This window comes from Tenacibaculum agarivorans (assembly GCF_001936575.1).
Classification (GTDB): Bacteria; Bacteroidota; Bacteroidia; order Flavobacteriales; family Flavobacteriaceae; genus Polaribacter; species Polaribacter agarivorans.
The window spans coordinates 1-25,688 of record NZ_MSMP01000002.1 but is presented as its reverse complement, the minus strand read 5'-3'; the positions used below and the strand labels follow the sequence as shown (position 1 = coordinate 25,688).

General features: G+C 33.3%; 13 protein-coding genes. 5 read left to right on the top strand and 8 right to left on the bottom strand.

What is annotated here, in order from left to right; translation table 11 throughout:
• Window positions 1-3 precede the first annotated feature (3 nt).
• The 5 genes from BVC87_RS01860 (at window position 4) to BVC87_RS01845 (ending at window position 5,414) form a co-directional block, all read left to right on the top strand.
• Window positions 4-501, top strand: a complete 498-nt coding sequence (locus tag BVC87_RS01860; RefSeq protein WP_075340650.1) for a RidA family protein — start codon at window positions 4-6, stop codon at window positions 499-501.
• A complete protein-coding gene (locus BVC87_RS01855; RefSeq protein WP_075340649.1) occupies window positions 473-1,102 on the top strand; it encodes a 7-carboxy-7-deazaguanine synthase QueE in 630 nt (209 codons plus the stop codon). The genes BVC87_RS01860 and BVC87_RS01855 overlap by 29 nt, the downstream gene beginning before the upstream one ends.
• Window positions 1,103-2,509: 1,407 nt before the next feature.
• Window positions 2,510-2,683, top strand: coding sequence for a hypothetical protein (locus tag BVC87_RS23305; protein ID WP_159439300.1), 174 nt, complete (start codon window positions 2,510-2,512; stop codon window positions 2,681-2,683).
• A 74-nt stretch (window positions 2,684-2,757) separates the two neighbouring features.
• Window positions 2,758-4,731: a tetratricopeptide repeat-containing sensor histidine kinase gene (locus BVC87_RS01850; RefSeq protein WP_075340648.1), complete on the top strand. Its 1,974-nt coding sequence runs from the start codon at window positions 2,758-2,760 to the stop codon at window positions 4,729-4,731.
• Window positions 4,731-5,414 carry a response regulator gene (locus tag BVC87_RS01845; protein ID WP_075340647.1) on the top strand — a complete coding sequence of 228 codons (684 nt, stop codon included), beginning with the start codon at window positions 4,731-4,733 and terminating at the stop codon, window positions 5,412-5,414. Before BVC87_RS01850 ends, BVC87_RS01845 begins: the two co-directional genes overlap by 1 nt.
• Window positions 5,415-5,660: 246 nt before the next feature.
• On the opposite strand, the gene BVC87_RS01840 is transcribed toward BVC87_RS01845, so the two are convergent.
• From BVC87_RS01840 to BVC87_RS01805, 8 genes are all read right to left on the bottom strand, one after another.
• Window positions 5,661-6,614 carry an acetyl-CoA carboxylase carboxyltransferase subunit alpha gene (locus tag BVC87_RS01840; RefSeq protein ID WP_075340646.1) on the bottom strand — a complete coding sequence of 318 codons (954 nt, stop codon included), beginning with the start codon at window positions 6,612-6,614 and terminating at the stop codon, window positions 5,661-5,663.
• Window positions 6,615-6,662: 48 nt separating this feature from the next.
• Window positions 6,663-7,559 carry a DMT family transporter gene (locus tag BVC87_RS01835; RefSeq protein WP_075340645.1) on the bottom strand — a complete coding sequence of 299 codons (897 nt, stop codon included), beginning with the start codon at window positions 7,557-7,559 and terminating at the stop codon, window positions 6,663-6,665.
• Window positions 7,546-8,625, bottom strand: a complete 1,080-nt coding sequence (locus BVC87_RS01830) for an LptF/LptG family permease (RefSeq protein WP_083629192.1) — start codon at window positions 8,623-8,625, stop codon at window positions 7,546-7,548. The genes BVC87_RS01835 and BVC87_RS01830 overlap by 14 nt, the downstream gene beginning before the upstream one ends.
• A gap of 1 nt (window position 8,626) precedes the next feature.
• Window positions 8,627-9,757 (bottom strand): tRNA guanosine(34) transglycosylase Tgt, encoded by a 1,131-nt coding sequence (tgt, locus tag BVC87_RS01825; RefSeq protein WP_075340644.1) that lies wholly within the window; start codon window positions 9,755-9,757, stop codon window positions 8,627-8,629.
• 57 nt (window positions 9,758-9,814) lie between these two features.
• Entirely contained in the window at window positions 9,815-10,633 is an 819-nt protein-coding gene (rluF, locus tag BVC87_RS01820) for a 23S rRNA pseudouridine(2604) synthase RluF (protein WP_075340643.1), read from the bottom strand.
• A gap of 76 nt (window positions 10,634-10,709) precedes the next feature.
• The gene (locus BVC87_RS01815) at window positions 10,710-21,338 is read right to left on the bottom strand and encodes a T9SS type B sorting domain-containing protein (RefSeq protein ID WP_075340642.1); all 10,629 of its coding nucleotides are present in this window, start codon (window positions 21,336-21,338) and stop codon (window positions 10,710-10,712) included.
• Window positions 21,339-21,664: 326 nt separating this feature from the next.
• Window positions 21,665-22,606 (bottom strand): PorP/SprF family type IX secretion system membrane protein, encoded by a 942-nt coding sequence (locus tag BVC87_RS01810; RefSeq protein ID WP_075340641.1) that lies wholly within the window; start codon window positions 22,604-22,606, stop codon window positions 21,665-21,667.
• Between the two features lie 9 nt (window positions 22,607-22,615).
• A partial coding sequence (locus tag BVC87_RS01805; protein ID WP_143569686.1) for a T9SS type B sorting domain-containing protein occupies window positions 22,616-25,688 on the bottom strand: 3,073 nt, incomplete at its 5' end.

Below are 25,688 nucleotides of genomic sequence, written 5' to 3'. Positions count from 1 at the left end.
TACATGAAATTACTTAAAATCATTGGTTTAGCTACAATTTTTATCTTAGGTTCTTGTGAAAACAAGAAAAACAATAATATTACTCCAGAAAAAGACAATTTAATTTTTCATAGTTCAAAATTGGAACGTAAAAAAAATGCTCCTTTTTCTGATGCAGTTGAAGTTGGAAATATGTTGTATTTAGCTGGACAGGTAGGTATAAATCCTAAAACAAGAAAACTACCTAAAGGCGGCATTGGTCCAGAAACTAGACAAACTTTAGAAAATATAAAAGATGTACTTGAACTTCATGGATCTGACCTTAAACACGTTGTAAAATGTACCGTTATTTTAGCTACTACAGATGATTTTGCAGAATTTAATACAATTTTTCGTGAATATTTTCCTGAAAATAAGCCTGCAAGAACTACATTTGCAGCCGATTTGCTTGTAGGAGCAAAAATTGAAATTGATGTAATAGCAGTAAAAGTAGATGGATTTAAAGACGCAAGAGTTAATTAAACAAGGTAAAATGCTTCCTCTTATGGAAGAGTTTTACACTATACAAGGTGAAGGTGCTCATACAGGTACTGCTGCCTATTTTATTAGAATTGGTGGTTGTGATGTCGGTTGTCACTGGTGCGATGTAAAAGAAAGCTGGAACGCTAGTTTACATCCACCTACTGAAACAGACCTTATTGTACAACATGCTAAAAAATATGCAGAAACTGTAGTTGTTACTGGTGGTGAACCTTTGATGTGGGATTTAGATTACATTACTAAAGAATTACAGGCACAACAAATAAAGACACATATTGAAACATCTGGAGCTTATAGCTTTTCTGGAATATGGGATTGGTTTTGTTTATCACCTAAAAAAACCAAACTACCGTTACAACGTGCTTATGAAGAAGCTGATGAACTTAAAATGATTATTCATAACAAACATGATTTTAAGTTTGCTGAAGCTGAGGCTGCCAAAGTAAATGAAAATTGCTTACTATTTTTACAACCAGAATGGAGTAAACGTGAAGAAATGATACCCTTAATCATAGACTATGTAATGCAGCATCCTCGATGGAAAATTTCATTACAAACACACAAGTATCTTAATATTCCTTAACAACTAAAAAAACGTCCGATTGGACGTTTTTTAGCTTTTGAACAATTTTACCTTCTTTTTTTAAGTTAGCTTTCCATAGAATTTTCCCCCCCGAGTAAACGACTATGGTATAAATTGTTATTTTTTATACCCGACCTTCTTTCTATATGTAAAGGCTTTTAACATTGACAAAGATATAATGCCTATTTTTTAAACTGGTAAGGTTCAACCTTACTTTTGGTAAGGTTCAACCTTACTTTTTCAATTAAAAAGCTCTTTTCTTAACATTTTTTAACATTTATTAGAATTTTGTATATTTGTACCTGTATGAATAAAATGAATTTACATATAACATGGACGGATTATAGTTCATGTGATCTTCGAGGAGTTGATAAGCAGTTCACTCGAAATCGGATACTATATTGTAGGAATCTAATACATTTATAAAGTATAAATGTTTTATAATAACACTATAAAGGCGTCCGAATTTAAAATTGGTCGCCTTTTTTATTTTTTTAATACATATGATAAACAACTTATAAAGACATAGCATTTGAAAAATTTACACAGTAAAAAACTGAAAAACAATGCGTTTAGAAAATGGTAGTATCTGGATAATTTCCGGACAGGAGCCCTCTTACCTTAAAACATTTTAAAACACTGACAATCAGTAATTTATTTTTAAATTTTTCTTGCAAATTCAAAAATAGTCTTTATATTTGTACCGTAATTAAACAACAATATTTACACATTAAATTATTAAATAATGAAAACATATACTATGCACACTAGTAAACTAGAATCACCAATTAGAGGTGTTGATTTTGATGGAAGAGTACTGCAGATGTTTTTTGTAATATGCAATAGATTGATACGGAAATAACAATAAAGTATCGTTAAAATATATTCAAAAGACATCTTTTAAAAGATGTCTTTTTTTATTTTTGCAATGCTATTGAATATGACTACAGAAAAAGGTGTTAAAATTTGGTTAAATCATCCGTTTTTTGTATCTTAACAGTAAGAAAATTGAAAAGTTATGGAAGAATCAATATTGCTAATTCTAAACGAAAAAGAACGTTTACTCATTCATTCGGAACGCTTACTAAGAGTTAATTGGATATATAATATATCTAATGTAGCTTCATTAAAAATCAGCTAGCGTTACCATAAAATTGCAAACGCTTCTTTATTTATCGACAATGTAGGATTTCCTGAAGCCTAAAACTCAATAGGCCTTAGTAGTTCAAAGTCTTCATGGATTGATAATATATCAATTCAATTCTACAAAAACCACCTGAAATATTCGGGCTGGGAGACTTATGCCTCGGATTTACCGACGCTTACGAACGATAATAAACATTCAATCAACACTATAGCTGTTTTTACGGCTAGGAAAACTATTGTCCAAACATTAAAAATTGAATTATGAGAACTTTAAAATTATTACTATTAACGGTTTTACTTGGTATTGTTACAGTAGGTTGTACAGATAATACTGAAAAATTAGTAACCAAAAACGATATAGAAAACACTGAAGCTGGATTGCCTCAAACTGGAGATGGTGAAGACGGTGAAGATGGAAGTGGTAAAAACAACTAGTCAGTAAAATTAGCCCTGAAATGATATATTTCAGGGCTTTTCATTAATTTTGTTTTTATTTACTAATATTTTTTGTGAGAAAACTAATCTTATTTAACAGTCTACTGTTTTTTTTAAATACTTACTCCCAAGAATCGAATCAACTAAGAGATAGTATTTCTTATTGGATTAAGCTATCAAAAAAAAATATATCTAAATCAAAAAGTACATTCTACCTAGACAAAGCATATAGTCAAATTGAAGAAATTCAAGATGTAAAGTTTAAGTGTAAAACATTAAGTAATATTGCATACCGGTTTTATGAAATAAGAGAAAATGAAAAATTCTTCAAATTAAATCAACAAACTTTAGAATTAGCTAATAAGATTAAAGATACATTTCTTATAGCTGATGCACATTGGAGTTATGCTGATTTCTATAATAAAAAACAAGAAAACCTAACCTCTTATAATCATTATAATAAAGCATACCAAAATTTTAAATTACTAAAAAAAGACTATGAAACTGCTAGAATGTTGTTTGCTATGGCTTATCTCAAAGGTAGATTAAGAGATTATATTGGAAGTGAAATTTTAACCTTTAAAGCCATAAAAAAGTTTAAAAAGCTAAAAAACTATAAGTACTTATGTCTTTCTTATAATCATTTAGGTACGCTTCAACTAGATATAAGAGAGTATGATAAGGCAATAGAATATTTTCGTCAGGCCTCGACCCATCAAAATAAAATAAGAAAACATTATGCTTTAGATAATAACATAGGGAATGCTTATTTGGAAAAAAAAGATTATTCTAATGCCCTTAGATATTATAATAGAGAGCTTAAAAATAAACTAACCATAAAACAATATGCTATTGTATTAGATAATAAAGCATATTGTAAATTGTTAATGAACGATACAATAAATGTTTATAAAGATTTATTTAAAGCTTTATACATCAGAGACAGTATGAATAATAAATCTGGTGTTGCGTATAGTAAAATTAGAATTTCTGATTATTATAAACATATTAAGGATACTAGTAATGCTTTTAAATATGCAAAAGAAGCTAATATTTCGGCGGTAGAATTAAAAAATGGAGATTATTATCTAACTACGTTACAACAACTAGCCAACTTAGATCCGAAAAATTCTAAACAATACTTAGATCGCTATATTGAGTTTAATGATAGCTTAGTAAAAGCAGAGCGTAGAACTCAAAATAAGTTTACCCGTATCGAATTTGAAACGGATGAACATATCGAAAAGAATGAGCAATTAAGTCAGCAGTTGATATGGAGTATTGGTGGTAGTGTGTCTATTTTATTGATTGCTACCCTACTCTACTTTTTACGTGTGCAAAAAGTAAAAAATGAAAAACTACAGTTAGAAGCAGCACAACAAAAGGCTAATGAAGAAGTATATGTTTTAACGCTTCAACAACAGGCAAAACTAGAAGAAGAACGTGTAAAAGAACGAAATAGAATTTCTGCTGAGCTCCATGATGGTATTTTAGGGAAATTGTTTGGTACTCGAGTTAGTTTAGGTTTTTTAGGTATGCAAATGAACACGGAAACTCAAGAAAAACAACAAGGCTTTTTAGATGAGCTACAAGCAATAGAAAAAGAAATTAGAGAAGTATCCCATAAATTAAGTGAAAATTTTGATGATGCTAAAATCAACTTTACCACTATTATAGAACAATTACTGGCCGATAAAAGTGTTATCGGTAATTTTAAAACTCATTTTAGCACTGATGATACTATTGCGTGGAAAACTATAGATGAGGTTACCAAAGCTAATATTTATAGAATTATTCAGGAAGCTTTACAGAATATTATTAAGCATGCTAAAGCAAAAAATGTTACCTTGGTCTTTTCAATTCTTAACAAAAAGTTAGGGATAGAAATTACAGATGATGGTGTCGGTTTTGACATGAAAAAGAGTAAAAAAGGAATAGGAATTAAAAATATTAACTCAAGAATAGCAAAGTTAGGCGGCGATGTTTCTTTTAGTTCTAAATTACATCAAGGTACGACTTTGCATATCAAATTACCTATAAACCAATAATGGCAGCTACAACATATACTGTTTTACTTATTGATGATCATCCCCTAATTGCCGAAGCTTATAAAAGTGCTTTTACTTATCTTGAAAGCCATGATCAGAATGTAGCATTTCAAATTCAAACTGCTACAGATTGTGATTCTGCTTGTGCTATTTTAGACAAGTATGTACAAAGTAACACCACGTTAAACATTGTTTTCTTAGATATGCGTTTACCTCCCTCATCAGATGGGACTTTGCTATCTGGAGAAGATTTAGGGATTAGAATCAACGAAATATTACCAGATACTAAAGTTATTGTTTCTACTACTTTTAATGATAATTACAGGGTGCATAGTATTTTGAAAAATATTAATCCTGATGGATTTTTAGTCAAAAATGACCTAACACCGCCTGAACTAGTTCAAGCCATACAAGTAGTACTCTCAGATCCTCCTTATTACAGTAAAACCGTCTTGAAAATTATGCGTAATGAGGTATCTAACGATTACTTTATAGATGATGTAGATAGAAAAATCATGTATCAAATTTCTATAGGTACTATGACCAAAGATTTGCCTGATATTATACACTTATCTCTTGCTGCAATAGAAAAGCGAAAACGACAATTAAAAAAGATTTTAGCTATTGAGAGTAGTGATGATAGAGAATTAATTTTTGTAGCTAAAGAAAAAGGATTCATATAGGTTCAATTAACAATTATCAGTGATCAATTATCAGTTGGATAATTGGAAGTGATTTCGACAGGCTCAATCACCAGTAAAATTCTATTGAAAACAACGTATTTACTTCTCGATACAAAATTCATTTTCGTTTTACTCTAATGAATTTCACTCGAAGTGACAAATACTACCTTTTTTATTAGACATAAAAAAATCTCGCCTTTAGAACGAGATTTCAATTTTTTATAACACTATTTATTAATAACAGGCTTATTCTTTAAATACACCCATACTTGCGTATTTTTCCATACGCTTAGCTATTAAAGTAACATCGTCTAAATCTTTTAACTCTTCAAAAGCTTTTACAATTTGATTTTGTACAGCTTTAAAAGCTCCTTCTCTATCAGAATGTGCTCCTCCTACTGGTTCTTCAATGATTGCATCAATAAGTTTAAGCTTTTTCATATCATCTCCAGTTAATTTTAAGGCTTCAGCAGCTTGCTCTTTGTATTCCCAGCTACGCCATAAAATAGATGAACATGATTCAGGAGAAATAACAGTGTACCATGTGTTTTCCATCATGTATACTCTATCTCCTACTCCAATTCCTAAAGCTCCTCCAGAAGCTCCTTCTCCAATTACTATGGTAATAATTGGTGTTTTTAAACGTGTCATTTCAAAGATATTACGAGCAATAGCTTCACCTTGTCCACGTTCTTCTGCTTCTAAACCTGGATAAGCACCTGGAGTATCTAATAAGGTTACTACAGGAATTCCAAATTTCTCAGCCATTTTCATCAAACGTAAAGCTTTACGATATCCTTCTGGATTTGCCATACCAAAATTACGATACTGGCGTGTTTTGGTATTGTATCCTTTTTGTTGACCGATAAACATAAATGATTGATTTCCAATCTTACCTAAACCTCCAATCATGGCTTTATCGTCACGAACATTTCTATCTCCGTGAAGCTCCATAAATGTATCTCCACAAATTGCTTTAATGTAATCTAACGTATAAGGTCTATTGGGATGACGAGATAATTGTACTCTCTGCCAAGGCGTAAGGTTCTTATATATATCTTTTTTAGCTTTTTCTAATTTCTTTTCAATCTTCTTACAGGTTTCCGTAACATCTATCTCACTTTCTTTTCCTATATCATGGCATTTAGCCAATTGGTCTTCTAACTCTTTGATAGGCAGCTCAAAATCTAAATATTCCATTTTATAAAGTTTGATCTTATTCTAGTTTGTTTGAGCAAACATACTAAATTATCGTTGTAATTTCTTTTTAATTGTTGAAGAATTTTTCACTATACCGTTTAATAAAACCACAAATAACACGATAAACGCCCCGTAATAAAACTCAATATTCATCTGTTCTTTTTCTTTGAAAATGAGTAATGCTAAGATAATTGCATAGATAGGTTCTAGATTGATGGTCAGCATTACTGTATATGGTGTCAGGTACTTCATCACCTTAACAGAACTTATAAAAGCATAAGCAGTACAAACACTACCTAAAACTAAAAGATAAAGCCAATCCATTGGTAATAACTGGAAAAAACTAACGGTAAAACCTCCTGTTATTCCTAAATAAACGGTTACTCCTAATACCCCAAAAAGTAATTGGTATAACGATATTGAATCGGCCTCGTATTTTTTGACATACACTCCATTTAATACCGAAAACAATGCTGATAATGATGCGGAAATTAATGCATATACAATTCCTAAAAGATACTTGGTTTCAAAACTAAAGATGATATACAGGCCAAAAATGACTAGCATGCCCAATAGCATCTCAATAGGATTTATTTTTCGTTTAAAAAATATAGGTTCTATTAGTGAAGCAAAAAATGCTCCTGTACTCATGGTAACCAAAGCTACGGATACATTAGAGACTTTTATTGCTTTAAAAAATGTTATCCAATGTACTGCTATAATAATACCTCCCAATACAAACTCAAAAACCGCTCTTTTGGTAATTTTAAAGGATTTTTTTTGAATTAGAAAGTATATAAAAATAAATACTACAGCTATCAGCATTCTATACCAAACTAACGGAATAGCATCTATGGAAATTAATTTCCCTAAAATGGCTGTGAACCCCCAAATAAAAACAATGAAATGTAGTAATAGGTAGTTTTTTATCTTATTTTCTTGCATTATAGTATAGATAGAGACCATAAATACCAAAAATAATGTTTGGCATCCATACATTGAGTAATGAGTTTGCTCCCGCTACAGCTCCTAAAACCTCAGCTACTTTTAAAAAGAATACGTATACAAACATCACTCCTATTCCAAAAGCTAAATTAACTCCTATTCCACCTCTTCTCTTTTTATGTGCTAATGCTGCCGCTATAATTGTTAGTATATAGGTAGCTAGTGGTAAACTTGTTCTTTTATATAATTCAACTAAGTAAGCATTTAAATTTTTAACACCTCTTTTCTTGGATATCGCTATGAATTCAGACAACTCGTCTGAAGGCATTTCTTGTGACATTGTTGATTTATAATTAAAATCTTTAGGTGTAAAAGCGAAAGTAGTATCTAATGTACTTCCTGAGAAAATACTGTCGTAGTCTTTAAATATTTTTCTTTCTTTCCAATTATTCAATCTAAAAAGACTATCATTCCAACGGATATGATCTGCAATGAGTTTATACTTCAACTTTAAACCATCATATACTTCAGTAGAAAAATTACTTCCAGAATTTGACTTCAAATTATAGCTTTGAATGAAAATATAGGTACTATCATTAAGTTGAAGACTAAAGTCATTTACTAATTGATCTTTATATCTTTTCTTCTTTAGGTACGTATTTTCAAAACTTCTTCTTGTTTTACTACTCTCTGGTACTACGTAATGATTCATTCCAAAAGCAAGCACCGTTACTATAGTTGCTCCAATAAAATACGGAAATAAAAATCGTGTAAATGATATTTGAGAACTGTTAATGGCTACAATTTCTGTATTATTTGCTAATCGAGAAGTAAATATAATTACCGCTAAAAAAACCGCTAAAGGCATAAATGTATTAGCATAGTAAATGACAAAATTTTTGTAGTAATCATTTACTATTTCAAAAAAAGTTAAATCTTCATGCCTTAAAAACTTATCTATTTTTTCAGAAATATCAATAGCTACTGCTATAGGAATTAAGATAAGCAGTGTAAATAGAAACGTTTTTAAATATCGTTTTAATATGTACCAATCTAGAATTCTCAACTTACAGACGTTTGCTCATTTGTTTTACCATTCTATCTTTCCAAGTCGCAAAATCTCCTTCAAGAATATGTTTTCTTGCTTCTCTAACTAACCATAAGTAAAATCCTAAATTATGAATAGAAGCGATTTGTTTTCCGAGTAATTCTTTTGAAGCAAATAAATGACGTAGATATGCTTTAGAATATAAAGTATCTACAAATGTTATTCCCATATCATCAATTGGAGAAAAATCATTTTCCCACTTTTTATTTTTGATATTTATTGTTCCATGGGCAGTAAATAACATTCCATTTCTTGCATTTCGAGTTGGCATTACACAATCAAACATATCTACACCTAACGCTATATTTTCTAAAATATTGATTGGTGTACCTACTCCCATTAGATAACGAGGTTTATCTTCGGGCAAAATGCTACATACAACATCTGTCATTGCATACATTTCTTCCGCAGGTTCTCCAACTGACAAACCACCAATTGCATTTCCTTCAGCTTCTACAGATGCAATAAATTCAGCAGATTGCTTTCTTAGATCTTTATATGTGCTCCCTTGAACAATTGGAAAAAGTGTTTGATTATAATCATATTTTAATGGTGTTTTTTCTAGATGATTGATACATCTTTTCAACCAACGATGCGTCATATGCATTGAATTTTTTGCATAATTATATTCGCAAGGATATGGCGTGCATTCATCAAATGCCATGATAATATCTGCTCCTATTGAGCGTTGTATTTCCATCACATTTTCTGGAGTAAAAAAATGAGTTGAACCATCGATATGGCTTTTAAATTTTACACCTTCTTCATTAATCTTTCTTCTACCTGAAAGAGAATATACTTGGTATCCTCCACTGTCTGTAAGAATATTTCGATCCCAATTCATGAATTTGTGTAATCCTCCTGCTTGCTCTAAAATATCTGTTTTAGGTCTTAAATATAAATGATACGTATTTCCTAAAATGATATCTGGATTAATTTCATCCTTAAGTTCAGATTGGTGTACCCCTTTTACAGAAGCAACCGTACCTACAGGCATAAAAATTGGAGTTTCAATAATTCCATGATCCGTGGTGATTGTTCCTGCTCTTGCTTTACTCTTAGGGTCTGTAATTTTTAAATCAAACTGCATAGATGACAAAGATACACATGTCAGTGAAATGTTAACCTGTAGTCCGTTAAAAGTTTCTTATTTTCTTCGCTGTCTACCAAATTTAGACTTGAAATTTTGTTTTCGTTGCTGTGGTTTTTTCTTGGCGGGTTTTTCTACGGAAGCTTCTTCTGTTTTTACTGATGACTTTACTAATCGATTAATTTTATCCATCTCATCTCTAGTCAACTCCCTCCATTCACCTACTTTCAAGTTTCCTAGCTCTACATTCATAATTCTTGTTCTTTTTAACTTTGTTACTTCATATCCTAAGTACTCGCACATGCGTCTTATTTGTCTATTAAGGCCTTGTGTTAAAATAATTTTGAATGTAGTATTGTTAATTTGAGTTACTTTACATTTTTTAGTTACAGTACCTAAAATGGGAATTCCGTTACTCATTCTAGTTACAAATCTTTCATTAATCTCTTTGTTAACAGTAACTATATATTCTTTTTCATGATTATTTCCTGCTCGTAGAATCTTATTTACTATGTCTCCATCATTAGTTAAAAAAATTAATCCTTCAGAAGGTTTGTCTAATCTACCTATAGGAAATAAACGTTGAGGATGACCAACAAATTTTACTATATTCTTTCTCTCTTTACTATCTGTAGTACATACAATTCCTACAGGTTTGTTTAGCGCTATATATAGTGTTTTAGGTTTAGCTTGAAGTGGTTTCCCATCAACTTTAACTATGTCCCCTTCAAAAACTCTATTCCCTAATTGTGTTGGTTTACCATTAATAGTTACTCTACCAGCAGTTATTAGTTTTTCAGCTTCTCTACGAGAACAAATTCCTGTTGAACTAATAAATTTGTTGAGATTTATAGATTGTTCATTATGCTTCTCCATCAGGACAAAAATAAATTAAAAACCTCAAGTAAAAATTACTTGAGGTTTTTAATTCTATATTCCTTAGAAAGAACTATTATCTATACAAGGTAAAGTGTCCAAATAATCGTTTCTTCTTTCTTGTGATTTCATCAAATTCAATAGTGTACCAGTAATCTCCTGAAGGCATATTTCTGTTTTCATATGTTCCATCCCATCCTAATGGTTGAACTCCTTCAAAAATTTTCAACAGTCTTCCATATCTGTCATAAATATAAACTTTGATATTATGATACTGCTGTACTTTATTTGGATACCAATAATCTTGAGTTCCATCTCCATCTGGAGTAAATAAGTTAGGTACATCAATTGTAATGAAAACTCCTGGTACTGTTAGTGTAGTAATACAATCTCTATCATCTTTTACAGAAATTACATAGTCTCTAGTTTCGCTAATAATGAATGTATTATTTGATGAAAACTCACCACCATCAATACTATATTCATATGGAGGAATTCCCCCTGAAGCAGAAGCTATTAATGTATTTACAGTAGAATCATCTACTAATAATACCAATGGTGTAATTGTTTTTACCTCTACTTTAATTGCATCTGGGCTACATCCTTTCGCATGTGTTACCTCTACTGTATAAATTCCTGGGGTATTTACATTAAAAATTCCCGTATCATTTGTTGCACTTTCTGGCCCAGAAATCATATATACTACTTCACTCTGGTAAATATCAGCTACAGTAGCATTAATTGTTGCCTGTTCATTACAATCATAAACAACGTCTGCATCAAAAGCCAAATCTATAGCTGGATCAAATGTTATCGTTAAATTACTTGGTATAGGACAATTGTTAGCATCTGTAATTAATACCTCGTAAAATTGATCTGCTTTTAAATTATCAAAAGTGTAACTATTTGTTCCTAGTGGTAATGTAACTGCTGGACTTCCATCACTTATTCGTAATGTATATGGTGGTGTTCCTCCAGTAATATTATCTACTTTAAATGATGGTGCTGGATCTGTTACACATAATTGTTGAACAATACTTGTAGGATCAATAGTTGCAGAAATTGCTGTAGGCTCTTTAATTTCTACATCTACAACATTCGGACATCCTCTATCATCTAAAATTGTGATTGTATAATTACCTGCTGGTAAGTTTTCAAACTTATTATCATCAACAAACTTACCTGGTTCAGTATTTATTTCATATTTATAACTTCCCGTACCACCGTTTGTAGTTAGTGTTATACTACCATCCATACCTCCATTACATGTAACATCTACTACTACAGCTGTAGTTTCTAGTAATTCAGGATCAATAATTTCAAATGGATCCGTAGTATCTTCACAATCTCTACTAGTTACTTTGATCGAATAAATACCTGGACCTAAATTAGTAAATGTATCTGAAGCCTGTGGACCAGCAATTGTTGTACCCACATTATTCAATAACTCATAACTGTAATTCCCTAACCCTCCTTTAGCATTAGCAGATAACACTGCATTTGCTTCTCCTCTACAACTAATAATTGCTGCTGAAGTATCTAAAGTAGCTTCTAGAGGTGTAATATCTGCAATAGAAACTTTAAATGGATCTGAAATACAACCACTACTATCTCTCACATAAAATTCATGATCTCCAGCTGGTATTGAGAAGTTATCAGAAGTTACAAAGTTTACTCCATCGCTACTGTAAGTATAAGCGCCTGAACCTCCTGAACCAGTAACTGTCACTGAAACTGTACTCACCGTACATGTTATCACTCCAGATACTGCAGCTGATGCTGTTATATCTGATGGTTCTCTTATTTCAATTGGGAATGTATTGCTACAAGTAAAATCATCTGATACGGTTACTATATAATTTCCTGCTCCTAATCCTGTAAAGATATTTGAAGTTTGTTTAGTAGACTCTGTACCGTCTGGGAAAGTTAAACTATAGTAATACACTGGTGGTGTTCCCTGCCCTCCTGATACTGAATTGACCGTAATTTCTCCTGTTTTATCTCCTTCACATGCTATGGTTGAACTCACTTGGGGAACAGCGTTAATTGTTGTAGGACTTGATAAAGTAAAGGTAGCTTTATCTTCACAACCATTTAAGTCTTTTACTGTTATCTCATAAGTACTGGCTGTTAATCCTCCAATAATATTGTTACTTGAAAAGTTTTGAACTATAGTAGCGGTTGTTGTATTCTCTAATTGGTATTCATAACCTCCCCATCCGCCTGAAGCAGAAATTGTCACTTTTCCACTATTAGAAGCAACACAACTAATTAAGTCTGTTCTGTAAGAAACATTTAAGCTAGCGCTTGGTCCTTCAATTAAAAAGTTTCTAGTTCTTCTTGTACAATTTGGAAAATCATTCATAATGACTTCTACAAAATACTCTCCTGCTCCTAGACCATTTACAATTTCTTTTGTATTTCCAGAAGTACCAGTACCCACAATACCCGTACTAGTTCCACTTACTGCATTATATACAGTATAGCTGTACGATCCTGCATATGGTGTACTTGCATCAAAAACAAGACTCACCGCTGCTGTAGTTGAACCAAAACATACTACTGGTGATGTTTGCTCAACATTGATGGTATGATCTGGAACTCCTTCAACCGTATATGCAGTGCTAATTTCACATCCTGTAACTGGATGTATAACGCTAACGGTATAAGTACCTACTGGTAATCTATTCGTATTTATAATAGTAGCACCACTATTTGCTCCAGGAATAGTTTCTACTATTCCGCCTGTATTGTTTCTAATTACTATTGATGCTCCTGTTACATTTAAACTAGATGAGAATTCTATCTCTATCAATTCTCCTCCATTAATACAGCTAATTGGGTCATTTACTTTTGCATTAATATTTTGTAATTCATCAAATGGATTTACAATAACTGTACTTGAAAAAGACTCACAACTTTTATCATCAGTGACTTTTATATAATAATTCCCACCAGTGGTATCACTAATAGTAAATGTATATTGAGTTCCTGTTACTAAAACTGTAGTGATCTCATTATCATCTGTAAGATCAGCAGGTGTTCCGTTATCATCAAATAGTTCTACAGATGCATAAACACCACTTCCTCCATTAATTTCAGTAGCACTATTAATTGTTATTTCAGCATTATTTCTAGTATTGGTTCCTGTTGCACAACCAAATTGTGATACTCCTGGAGTACTCACCGTAAGTAATGGATTTTCTTTTACTTCTACGGTCTTATCTGTACTACAATCATTAGCTCCTGTTACTGTCACTTCATAAGTACCTGCAGGAACATTAATAAATGAATTACTACTTGCTTCCCAAATAGCTTCTCCTGCAACTAAAGGACCTCCAATAGTTCTTGTTATTCCATATGTGAAAGGTGTTAACCCATCCGTAACAGTTACCTCAATTCTACCATTTGCACTACCATTACAAGTAGCATCTGTAACTGAAGTAGTAAAATCTGGTGCGATAGGAGTTCTTATTTCAATTGGTTTTGAAATTGTACAGTTTCCTGAATCTATATCTGTTACAATCACCGTATAAGTCCCCACTGGTATTGTAACTGGTAATGTAAAACTTGTTGTTACACTTCCTGTACCCGATACAGTTCCATTAGCAACCGATATTCCTCCAGTATTTTGAACATCATAACTATAATTACCCGATCCCGAATTAATTTCTATACTATATTCAGGTCCAGCACTACAGGTTAATTCACTAATACTAGTTACGCTAAAATCTAAATCTGAATTAATAGTAATACTCCTATTTGTTGGTGCACAACCGTTAGTATCTTGCAATGAGACATTATAGGTACCTTCAGCTAAACCTGTAAACACTATTGGACTTGCTCCATTACGTGTTTGAGTAAAAGTAGCACTAGTTATAATAGCTGTGTAATTACCTGTTCCACCTGATGCTGTTACTGTAATTTCTCCTCCTGCACTCACACAAGCATTATCATTTTTAGTTAGCGAAAAAGTTGGTACTTGACTCACCGTTAATGTTACAGGACCTAAATCTTGAGTACATGATTTTCCATTACTATCTGTTATTCTAACTCTAATATCTGTAACTGGTTGTGTAATATCTGTAACATCAGCATAGTTAAAAGAAATCGTATTTCCTGAAACAATTGCATCTGCAATATTAAAATTAGTGGCATTAATTAATGTATAAGCATAAGGTGCAGTTCCTCCAGAAACTCCTTCAACTCTTATTACTCCAGAAGTATTACATGCTATATTATTAACTATGTTTAAATTTCCTGTAATAGGTACTGCTTCTCGGATTTCATAGTTTGGACTTGCCCAATTACATACTGCACTCGTACCCGTAGAGGTTCTTGAAATTTGTAAATAATAACGTCCTGAATTAAGGTTAGGTACAGTTAAAACATTTGGATATGTTGTAGTTGAAGCAAGCGTACCTTGAACTGCAGGTACTAATGCGGCTCCTGTATCCGCATTAAATAACTCCCATTGTGCTACACTTCCAGCTAAAATTCCATCTTCATCATCTACAGTAAACTCTATAGCTCCATCTGCACTTCCTCCTGCACAAGCAACACTATTAACCACACCAGATATGTTTACATCAAATGTAGTATCTGGAAAAACAACAGGAGTATCATTAGTTTCTATACATCCTGTAGCTGTATCTTGAACGTAAAACTCATAATCTCGACCCGGAACTAATCCTGTGAAAATATGTTTTCTAAAGTCTGAATTAGGATTGGTTGGATCTAAATCTGTAGGACCAGTTTGAATGGCTGATAGCCATGGACCTGTTGATGAATTTAAAGAAAATTGAAAAGGTCCTGTTCCTCCTTGAGCAACTACCGTAACTTCAAAACCTTTACTACAATCTCCAATTGCTTTTACATTTACAACAATACCACTTACATTAAATGGAATTTTAAAAGAATCTCCATTTTTAATACACTTCAATGCACCTGTAACAGAATCAATGGTACGTAAAGCAGGAAAAACACGATCTCCAGGATTAAAGCCTCTGATTTGACCATCCGTAAAATTAATCCAAGTTACACCATTATCAATACTATACTGTAAAATGTCTGGTAAGAAGCTTGCTCCAGTAATATTTTTAAAATTAAATCCTGTTTTTAAAGGTTCAGAAACCCCACAATTTGGTGGTGGTATTCCTTCTATATCTATGACTAGTGGACTTGGATCTACTAAACGTTCTGTAGTTGTTTTAGTACAGGTTAAATTATCTGTGATTGTGATACTATAATCCCCGGGATCCACATTAGAAAATGATGCTGAGGTACCTGTGATACCAACCATTGTATCTACAACAGTTCCTGAAACCGTATTGGTTAATACTACGGTGTATGGAGGTTGTCCTTCTGCAATAGCTACATCTATACTACCTTTGTCTCCGTTACATACGGGTTGATTGGCTACTGTGCTTAATTCTACAACTTTTACTGCTTTAATTTCAATATCTTCAATTATAAACTGACAAGAACCTGAAGGATTACTATCTCTTACATAAACGTCATAAACTCCAGCTGTCAAATTAAGTGAGTTGGATGTATTAAAGGTTGTTCCAGTTGGAGGTGTAGTCGCAGCTGGCGTAGCTGTATTCAATATTGCAGCATAAGTATAAGTACCAATTCCTCCGGTAGCAGTTACTGTAATACTACCTGGATTACAACTTGCATCTGAAGCTGTAGCAGTAGCTGTTAATCTAGGCTCTATTGTAGTTGTTTTAGTAGTATTACAATCTTTTGCATCAACTACTTCTACAGTGTAGTTACCATCTGTTAATCCTGTAAATGTATGAGAAGTTCCTGTTACTACAACTGGTGTTGCACCATTTAAACTAACATTAAAAGGAGCTAATCCATCTGTTATATTTACAACTACTTGCCCATTACGTCCATCATAACACTGTGTTGGGGTTAATGTAAAATCAACAGGATCTGGTGTTGGTATATTGATTGTAAGCGGAGTACATGCTGTTTTAGTAACAGTCATACTAATATTATCTACAAAATTACCTACAGTTTTACTTCCAGATGCAGTAGAAATAGCAACGAATGATATGATTGTTGATGTTTGTCCAGCAGGAACTGTATAGGTTCCTGTATAGGTACCCCATGCTGAGGTTCCGTCAGACATACTTTGTGTAAAATCTGAAGGTGATCTTGTAAGGCTACCTCCAATTCTAACTTCTGCAACGTCTACTCCTGATCTTCCTCTATGATCAACTGTCCAACGAATTTCATCACCTGGTCTCGTACAAAATTCTTGAAATAATGAAGATTCTTTATTTGCATTTAACTCTGCAAAATATGTTCCTTCTGATGCTGGTACACCTCTATAACCAGAACGCCAAATTTCTATTAAATTATCGCTAGCTGTGCTATCCCAACCATTTACTGTTGTTTCTGGTGTAAATACAAAAGTTGTTATTGGTGTTATTCCTGAAACATCTTCAAAACCTCCATTAACAAATAAATCGGTATCACATCCACATTCTGTACATCCCCTATCATCTCTTATGCTCACTGTATGATTTCCTGGAGCTAATCCAGAAAACACATTAGAGGTTTGCCATGTAATACCTCCATCAACACTATATTCATAAGGAGGTGTACCTCCTGCTCCCGTTACTGTAATTGTTCCTGTACTTCCTGCTGGTGAACAACCAGGAGAAGTAGTTACAGTTCCTGTAACTGTTAGTGGTACAGGCTCAGTTATGGTTACATCACCTAAGTCTTCTTCACAAGTAATCCCTCCACTTACTTCTCTAATTCTAACATTATGAGTTCCTGAGGTAACCCCTACAATTCTAAAAGGGTTATCACTTGTTTCAGCCCAACTTGCTCCACCATCAATAGAATATTCATATGATCCTCCTATAAAATTAAAGGCTTCAATAGTAATCGTTCCATTATTAGATCCTCCACATTCAGAATCAGTAGTACCCACTATTTTACCTCCGAAAAGCCCACCTGGAGCCACATTAATTGTAATATTTTTAGTACATGTTCTTGGGGCATTCACGCTAATTACATGGTTACCTGGAGTTACATTTGTAAAAATAGTTGAAGTTTGTGGTGTTCCACCATCAATTGCATATGTGTACGTTAGCACTGGAGTTGCTGGTGGATTTAATGTTATTGTTCCTGTATTATTACAAAAATAATCTATATTAAATGGTATATCTGGTATTACTGGTAGAGCATCAACATCTATATCTGTTAATCTTCTTTCACATAAATTTGAATCTCTTACCACTGGTTGATATGTACCTGCAGTAATACCATTAAATACGGTTGATGATTGCCAACTTACCCCATTATCAATACTATACTGATAACCAGAACCTGATCCTCCAGTAGCAGGAGTAAATGTTATAATACCTGTTTCAGTACATGTAAAGTCTCTAGTTAAACTAGCTGTACTATTTGGAGTATTTGTATTGGAATCTATCGTAATTGGACCTACTGTATAACTACATCTTGATGTGCTTCCTTTAGAAGCTCTTACGGTTACGGTATAACTTCCTGCAGTTAAAGCTGTGAAGGAATTAGACGCCTGAAAGCTCGTCCCTCCATCTATACTATATTCTAATCCATAACCTAACACACCTGGCGGAGTTTCAGTATTTATAGTAATTGTTCCTGTAGTCACAGCACAAGTAATATCTGTATGATTTTCCGTAAAACGCAATGCATCTTCTAAATCTAAGGTTACAGGAGTAGATACTTTAGAACAGTTGTTACTATCTATAACAATAAATTCATATGTTCCTTCTCCTCCTGAAGGAATTGTATACGAAGTACTACCTGAAAATGCGGTAGATGGAATAGCTCCTATATTTGGATAAGAAATTGCTGTAGCCGTAGCTGTAGGAGCTGGTGTATAAGACCAAATAGCATAGCTATATCCTGAAGCTCCTGGTGTTCCGCCTCCTGCTGACAATGTGATAATACCATCTGTACAATTAATATCTTTAGTAATAACTGCTGTTAAATTTACTTCAGAAGGTACTGTAAACGCAGGTGTATCTTCTGTAAAAGAACAATCTGCCGTAGTAACTTCAACTGTAAAAACTCCTGTTCCACTTACTGAAAACTTACGAGATTTATCAGTAGTAGGACCAAAATTGCTTACAACACTTGCTCCTTGCAAAATTCTGTAGGTAAATGGTCCTGTTAATGCTGAATTAACTGTTACATTTATTTCTCCTGAATCTCCTGAACATTTCGCTTGTGTTGTAGTTACATCTACATCTAGATCTGTTGCTGTAATAATTTGACCTGGAAAAGGAAAAACACAAGAAATGATATCATTTTTAATATATAAATCGTAAGTCCCCGCAGTAGTTATAGTAAATACATTCGATGCTTGATAGGCTGAATCTGCTGGTGTAGCAGATCCTCCACTAACTAATGCATACTCATATCCTGATGGTACATTATTTACTGTAATACTACCGTCTTTTGTACAAACAATATGTTCTAAATCAATTATCGGGTTTATTGTTCCTTTGTATACATTGAAGTAAAAACGTTCGAAACACCCTCCTGGTTCCTCTATGATTAATCTATATTGTCCTTCATCTGAAAAATCTCTTGTAGGACTATTGGCATTTGTTGTTACATCAACCCAAGTCCCTAAAAAGTCAGGACAAGTAGCATCAGGAGCGGGCGTAGATGGTACACTTAATACCTGCCAAGTTACTGTAGTTGGAGCAGCAATACCAGTAGTAATGGTTCTTGAAGCCGCACTACCACATAAATATATTTCTGATAATTGAGTGGTACCGTCTGATACACATGTTAATACATTATCTGCAACTGCTAAAATTGGATTTGTACGAGTAGAAGCAGCAATTACATTATACGTTTCAGGAAAAGCTAAACACGCTGCTAAAGTACCTGGAGGATTTACTTTGTTTACTGTATATCTTCCTGTTGCTGTTACAGTAATTTCTTGATTAGTTCCAATAATATTTCCTGCACTATCTCTCCATTCATATGAAGCAAATCCAGATCCTGCAGTGAGTTTCACTGATGGTCCACATAATTCTACATCTTGAACAAAATTTCTACATGAAGAAATATCTACAAGAAAATTAGATGTTCCCGCAATACCAAAATCACAAGCATCTAAACCAGAAACACTTGGTCTATTATCTACTTCTATTCCTCCTTTTAATCCTTTATATTTTGCAAAAGCTTGATTTTCGATTACATTAGAACATACATCCCTTAACTCACTACAATCTGATACAACTTTTACATGCAAACGAATGTTATATACAGCTCCTGCTTCCTCAACTAAGCTATCATCAACGCTAAATGTTAATTCTCCTCTAAATCCATTTGCTAATGAAGGAGGATCGTAATTATCTAGAGTTACTCCTGTTGGTAGTACCAAATCGCTTAAAATTAGATCTACATTTTTAGGTAATCTGTCTGTTATAATTGTATTTATAGAATCGTCAGTTCCCGTATTTTGAAAACTAATATTATACCAAAGATCGGCACCTAATCCAACCGTAGAACCAGCTATATCAGTCCCAGTTCCATCATCTATAGTTTTAACTAATTCTATATCTGGTTGAATCACTTCTACTGCTAAAGCATTCAAAAATGTCCAATATGAATCTTGATCCGTAACAAAACGTACTTCTAAATCGGTTTGTCCATTAGCTATTACAGAATTATTTGGGTTTCTAATTTCAAATAAATCTGCATCAAAACCTAACGTATTCGTACTACTAGGATCTCTACCAGCTAAAACAGCATCATTTATAGTAATTGAGGAATTAAAAAAGTTATCCGCAGGATTTAAAGTATTTGATTGCTTTACAAAATTACCTGAGGTGTCTTTAATCTCGAAACTGTCTTTGGTAAATCCAAGATCTCCTTCTAAAGTAGCTACAATCATATCTGCTCTTACTGGTGCTGGAGTAGCAGGATTAGGTCCTACTGGAACTGTTGTAAATCCACTATATGGAACCGTTACAGGAGGCTGTCCAAATTCAATAGTTGAAAACCCGTCGAATACACTAAAATACTTACTTGATTCTGTTTCGTTTTCATAAATTACTACCATAATCCAACCTGCAGAAGTTCCTCCACAACATTTACCTATAGTGGCTTTAATATTAGCTGCGAAATAATCTCCATTAGGATTTGGTAATGCCTGAACGTCGGTTGTAATATCTTTAAAACATGCATAAGGTCTACGTGCAGCCCTACCATTGTTATAAATTATATCACCTGTGATATCTTGATATGGTTGTCCTGGTAGTTTAAATTTAATTTTATCAAAATCTTGTGGTGGTGGTCTTTGGTCCGCAGCTGATATATACGGATACATTGCCGCCCAATATAAACCTGCCCAAACTACTTTAGAACAAGAGGGTAAATTTAACGATGATTTTGAAGATGAAAATGTACTTGCACTACCTGCAATTCCATAATTGTTATCTATATCTATATACCCCAACGATATATCATTATTATTACCTGTACCATTATATGATACATTAGGTGATGGATTATCGTTATTAGTGATACTGTTAGAAATAAAGGTCATATTTCCTTTTAAGGTAAGACCTCCTGAAGCTAGTCGTTGTGTAAATGGTACATCTGGACCAGCAGCCTGTGAATGAATTAATAAACTTACTAAAGAAAATGTTATTAAGAGTAATACTTTCTTCATAAAAATGGGATTAAAAACTTATTAGTATGGTTGATACTATATTTAGATATACAACTTAATGTTAAAAAACCCTACCCAAAGAACTAAAATTCTATAACAGTAATTAACATATTGATGTACATCAACTTAATTGGTTCTTTTAAAACTTACCTAAACCAATATTAACATGAAACTTAATTGCGGCAAATTTATTGTTTAAATACTATTTTTTTTTACTTTTAGCTGTATTTTTTTGCTAACCAACCAATTAGAACTAGTGAATAAAAAAACAAAGCCTCAAAATAGATATCTATTTTGAGGCTTTGTTTTAATTCTATTTTGAAGTTCTAGAACATCATCATTTTTCTTGTACATCTAGCTAAACTAGGTCTTTGATCGTAATCAAATCCTAAAGTAATCATGTGTGTACCACTGTTGAATCCTAAAATTTCATTTGTAGTTATACTAAACCCGTATGATAAGTATAACTTATTCTTTTTGATTCCGAATAAAGGTGCTAAAGCATTGGGTTGAAAGAATTGGTCATTTAAGAACGTATAACTTAATCCTCCCCAAACATAACCATCACGTATTCTTCTTCTCAATTTCACATTTAAATCTGTTCTAGATCTTCCATCAGATTCAAAATATTCGAAAAAAGCTGAAGGTTCAAATTCTGTATTTCTATTGATACGAAAGTTATAATTTGAATATACAGAGTACCTACGTAATACGGTTGGTTCACCTGTAGCAAAATCATCAATCTTTTTATCTAAAAGATTCACTAAGTTTCCACTAATAGCAAAGCGACCAAAACGATATAATAAGCTAATATCAAAATTTGACGAATTTAAGACCCTATTAGGTACAACTTGACCTGTATTATTTTGCTCCGTGTCAATACCAAATTGAATAAAACTGTAGCTTAGACCTAATGATAAAAAGCTATCATATAAGTCACTTAGTGTTAAGTGACTTGCTAAAGACAATCTAGCTCCCTTTTGAGAGGTGAATCCATTTTCATCATTAAATAAAGTAATTCCTCCTCCAAAACGCTCAGCTAACCTAGCTTCTACTGTTAATGATTGAGTGTCTGGGGCGTCTTTTACTCCAAGCCATTGACTTACTCCATTCAAGCGTATTTGTAATCCTGCTCCGATCCCAGCATACGCTGGAGATATTATAAAGGGATTATCTGCCATGTGGTTGATGTATTGGGGTAAATCAACTTCTTGACTTGATACGCGCATTACTACTAAAAGTAATAGTACTGTTACTATATTCTTCATTCTTAATATTTACCTATATAACGTAAAGTGACCCATAATTCGTCTTTCTTCACCTGTTATTTCTGTATATTCTATTCTATACCAATAATCACCTGATGGTAAAGGTCTTTCTTGATATGTACCATCCCAACCTTGAGTGACTCCTTCATAAGTTTGAATTTGTCTTCCATATCGGTCATAAATATAAACTTTTATATTATGATAAGGCTGAACATTTATAGGGTACCAATAATCTTGATTTGAATCACCATCTGGCGTAAATAAGTTTGGTATTTCAATAGTTATAAATACACCCGGAACAATTAACGTTGTTTCACAGCCTCTAGAGTCTCTTACCGTTATTGTATAGTCTCGTGTTTCAGTAATAACAAAAGTATCTTCACTAGAGAAATCACTACCATCTATACTATACTCATAAGGCCCTTGTCCACCTGAACCACTTACAATAAACATATTAATTTGTGAATCATCAACATTTAACACTAATGGATCTACTCTGATTACATCAACTTGTATTGGTGGTGGATTACAACCATCTACATGAGAAACTTCTACAGTATAAGTTCCTAGAGCTGAAACATTAAATACTCCTGTATCATTAGTAGCACTTTCTGGTCCAGAAATCATATATACCACTTCATCTTCATATATTTCTGCAACTGTTGCATTAATCACAATTTGACCATCACATTCATACATTACTTCAGCGTTAAACTGTAAGTCTAAAGCAGGATCAAACTGAATAGTCAGATTACTTGGGATAGGACAGTTACGAGAATCTGTTACCAATACTTCATAGAACTGGCCTGCATTTAAGTTAGTGAATGTATAACTTGTTTCAGTAGCACCTAGTGTAACCGCAGGTCTTCCATCACTTATTCTTAATGTATATGGTGGTGTTCCTCCAGACATATTCACCGTGAACGATGGTGTTGGATCAGTAACACACTCTTGTTGTACAATACTAGATGTATCAATCGAAGCTACAATTGGTGTCGGTTCTATTATGGTTACATCTACAATATTAATACAACCATTTAAGTCTAACACTGTAATTCTATAATCACCTGCTGCCAAGTTATTGAACTCATTTTGTGTTTGGAATCTTCCTGGCTCAGTATCTATCTCATACACATAAGGAGCTGTTCCTCCAATAGTACTCAACATAATAGTACCATCAGTTTCTCCATTACAACTTACGTTAACAACTGTTTCTGTAGTTTCTAATAAAGCTGGCTCATCTATTCTATGTGGTGTAGTTTCTGCAACACAATCTTGACTAGTCACTCTAATACGATATGTTCCTGGAGCAATACCTGTAAACACACTAGAAACTTGTGGGCCATCAACTACTGCACCTGAAGCATCAATTAACTCATACATATTATTCCCTAGTCCTCCTGTAGTAGTCGCTGATAACACAGCATCAGCATTTCCATTACAACTGATGAAAGCTGCGCTAGTATCTAAAGTAATCATTAACGGTTCTAATGCAGGGATAGAAACTGTAAACGGTAATGATGTACATCCATTTGCATCTCTTACAAAGAACTCATGGTCACCTGGTGGAACAGAGAAACTATTAGAAGTTCCAAAACTAGTTCCATCATTACTATACGTATATGCACCTGTACCTCCAGAACCTGTAACTTCTACTGTGGCATTAGGACGCGTACAACTAATTGTACTCGTTATAGCTGCAGTTGCCATTACATCTGTAGGTTCTGTTATGGTTATTGGGAACGTATTACGACAATTAAACTCGTCATAAACTGTAACTGTATAATCTCCTGCTCCTAAACCTGTAAATTGGTTAGATGTCTGTATTGCTGTTTCTGTTCCATCAGGGAATAGTAAACTATAAGAATATACAGGTGTAGCAACTTGTGCTCCACCAGATACACCTGATACTGTTATTACTGCTGTTGTATCTCCTTCACATGCTATTTGTGTAGTAACAGTTGGAGTAGCTGCAATTGTTGTTGGATCCACTAATGTGAATGTATCTGTAATTACACATCCATTTGCATCTTGAACAGTAATTAAATAATTACCTGATGTTAATCCTCCAATAATACTATTCGTAGAAAATGGTTGAACCATTGAACTTGTTGTCGTATTTTCTAATTGATATTCATACGATCCCCATCCACCCGTAGCACTAATATTAACATCTCCACTTGTACTTGTAAAACAAGTTATAGGGTTATTGGTGAAAGTAAAACTTAATGCTGCACTTGGTGCTTCAATAATAACCTCTGGTGAAGTAACTGGACAGAATGGATTATCTCTCATTGTAACTTCCACATAATAAGTACCTGCTCCTAATGTATTAACTGTAGTAGGTCTAGGACTTGCTCCTGCTGCTACTGTACCTGTAATACCTGTAGTAGTTCCTCCTGATAAGAATACTTCGTAGTCATATGCTCCAGCATAAGGACTGCTAGCAGCAAAATCAAACGTTAATGAACCATTGGTATCTGTTAAACAAGCAACGTTATTATCTCTTGCTATATCTAAAATAAAACTTGGAACATCTAATACTTGATGTGAAGTTGATATAATACAACCTGTACTAACATTCCTAATGTCTATATCATATGTTCCAGTGCCTAAGCCTGTAAAGTTACTGCTTACTGTAGTACCAGTACTTGGACCATTAATTGTGTTTGTTGCTGTAAATCCACCTGCACCTGTAATAGTGAAGATTAAATCTTCCCCTAAAACTAATGCACTTGTTAAATCAACTGAAACTCTAATCTCTTCGCCTCCTACTGGTAAAGCTCTACAGTCTATAGCTTTAGTAACTGTTATCGGTGTAGCACTTAAACTTAAGGCATTAAACGCTGGAATTACTGCATTAGTAGTCGCTGAACAACCTTGATCATCATAAACCGTAACTGATACATTACCACCTAAAACATTAGTCGTAGCAAAGCTAAATCCTCCACTATCTTGACGAATATCATCTGCAGGGTCAGCAGGAGTACCATTATCGTAGACAAATTCTACACGTACATAAGTACCGGTTCCACCGCTTATATCAGCTGGGTCTATTGTAACTACAGCGGCATCAGTAAAG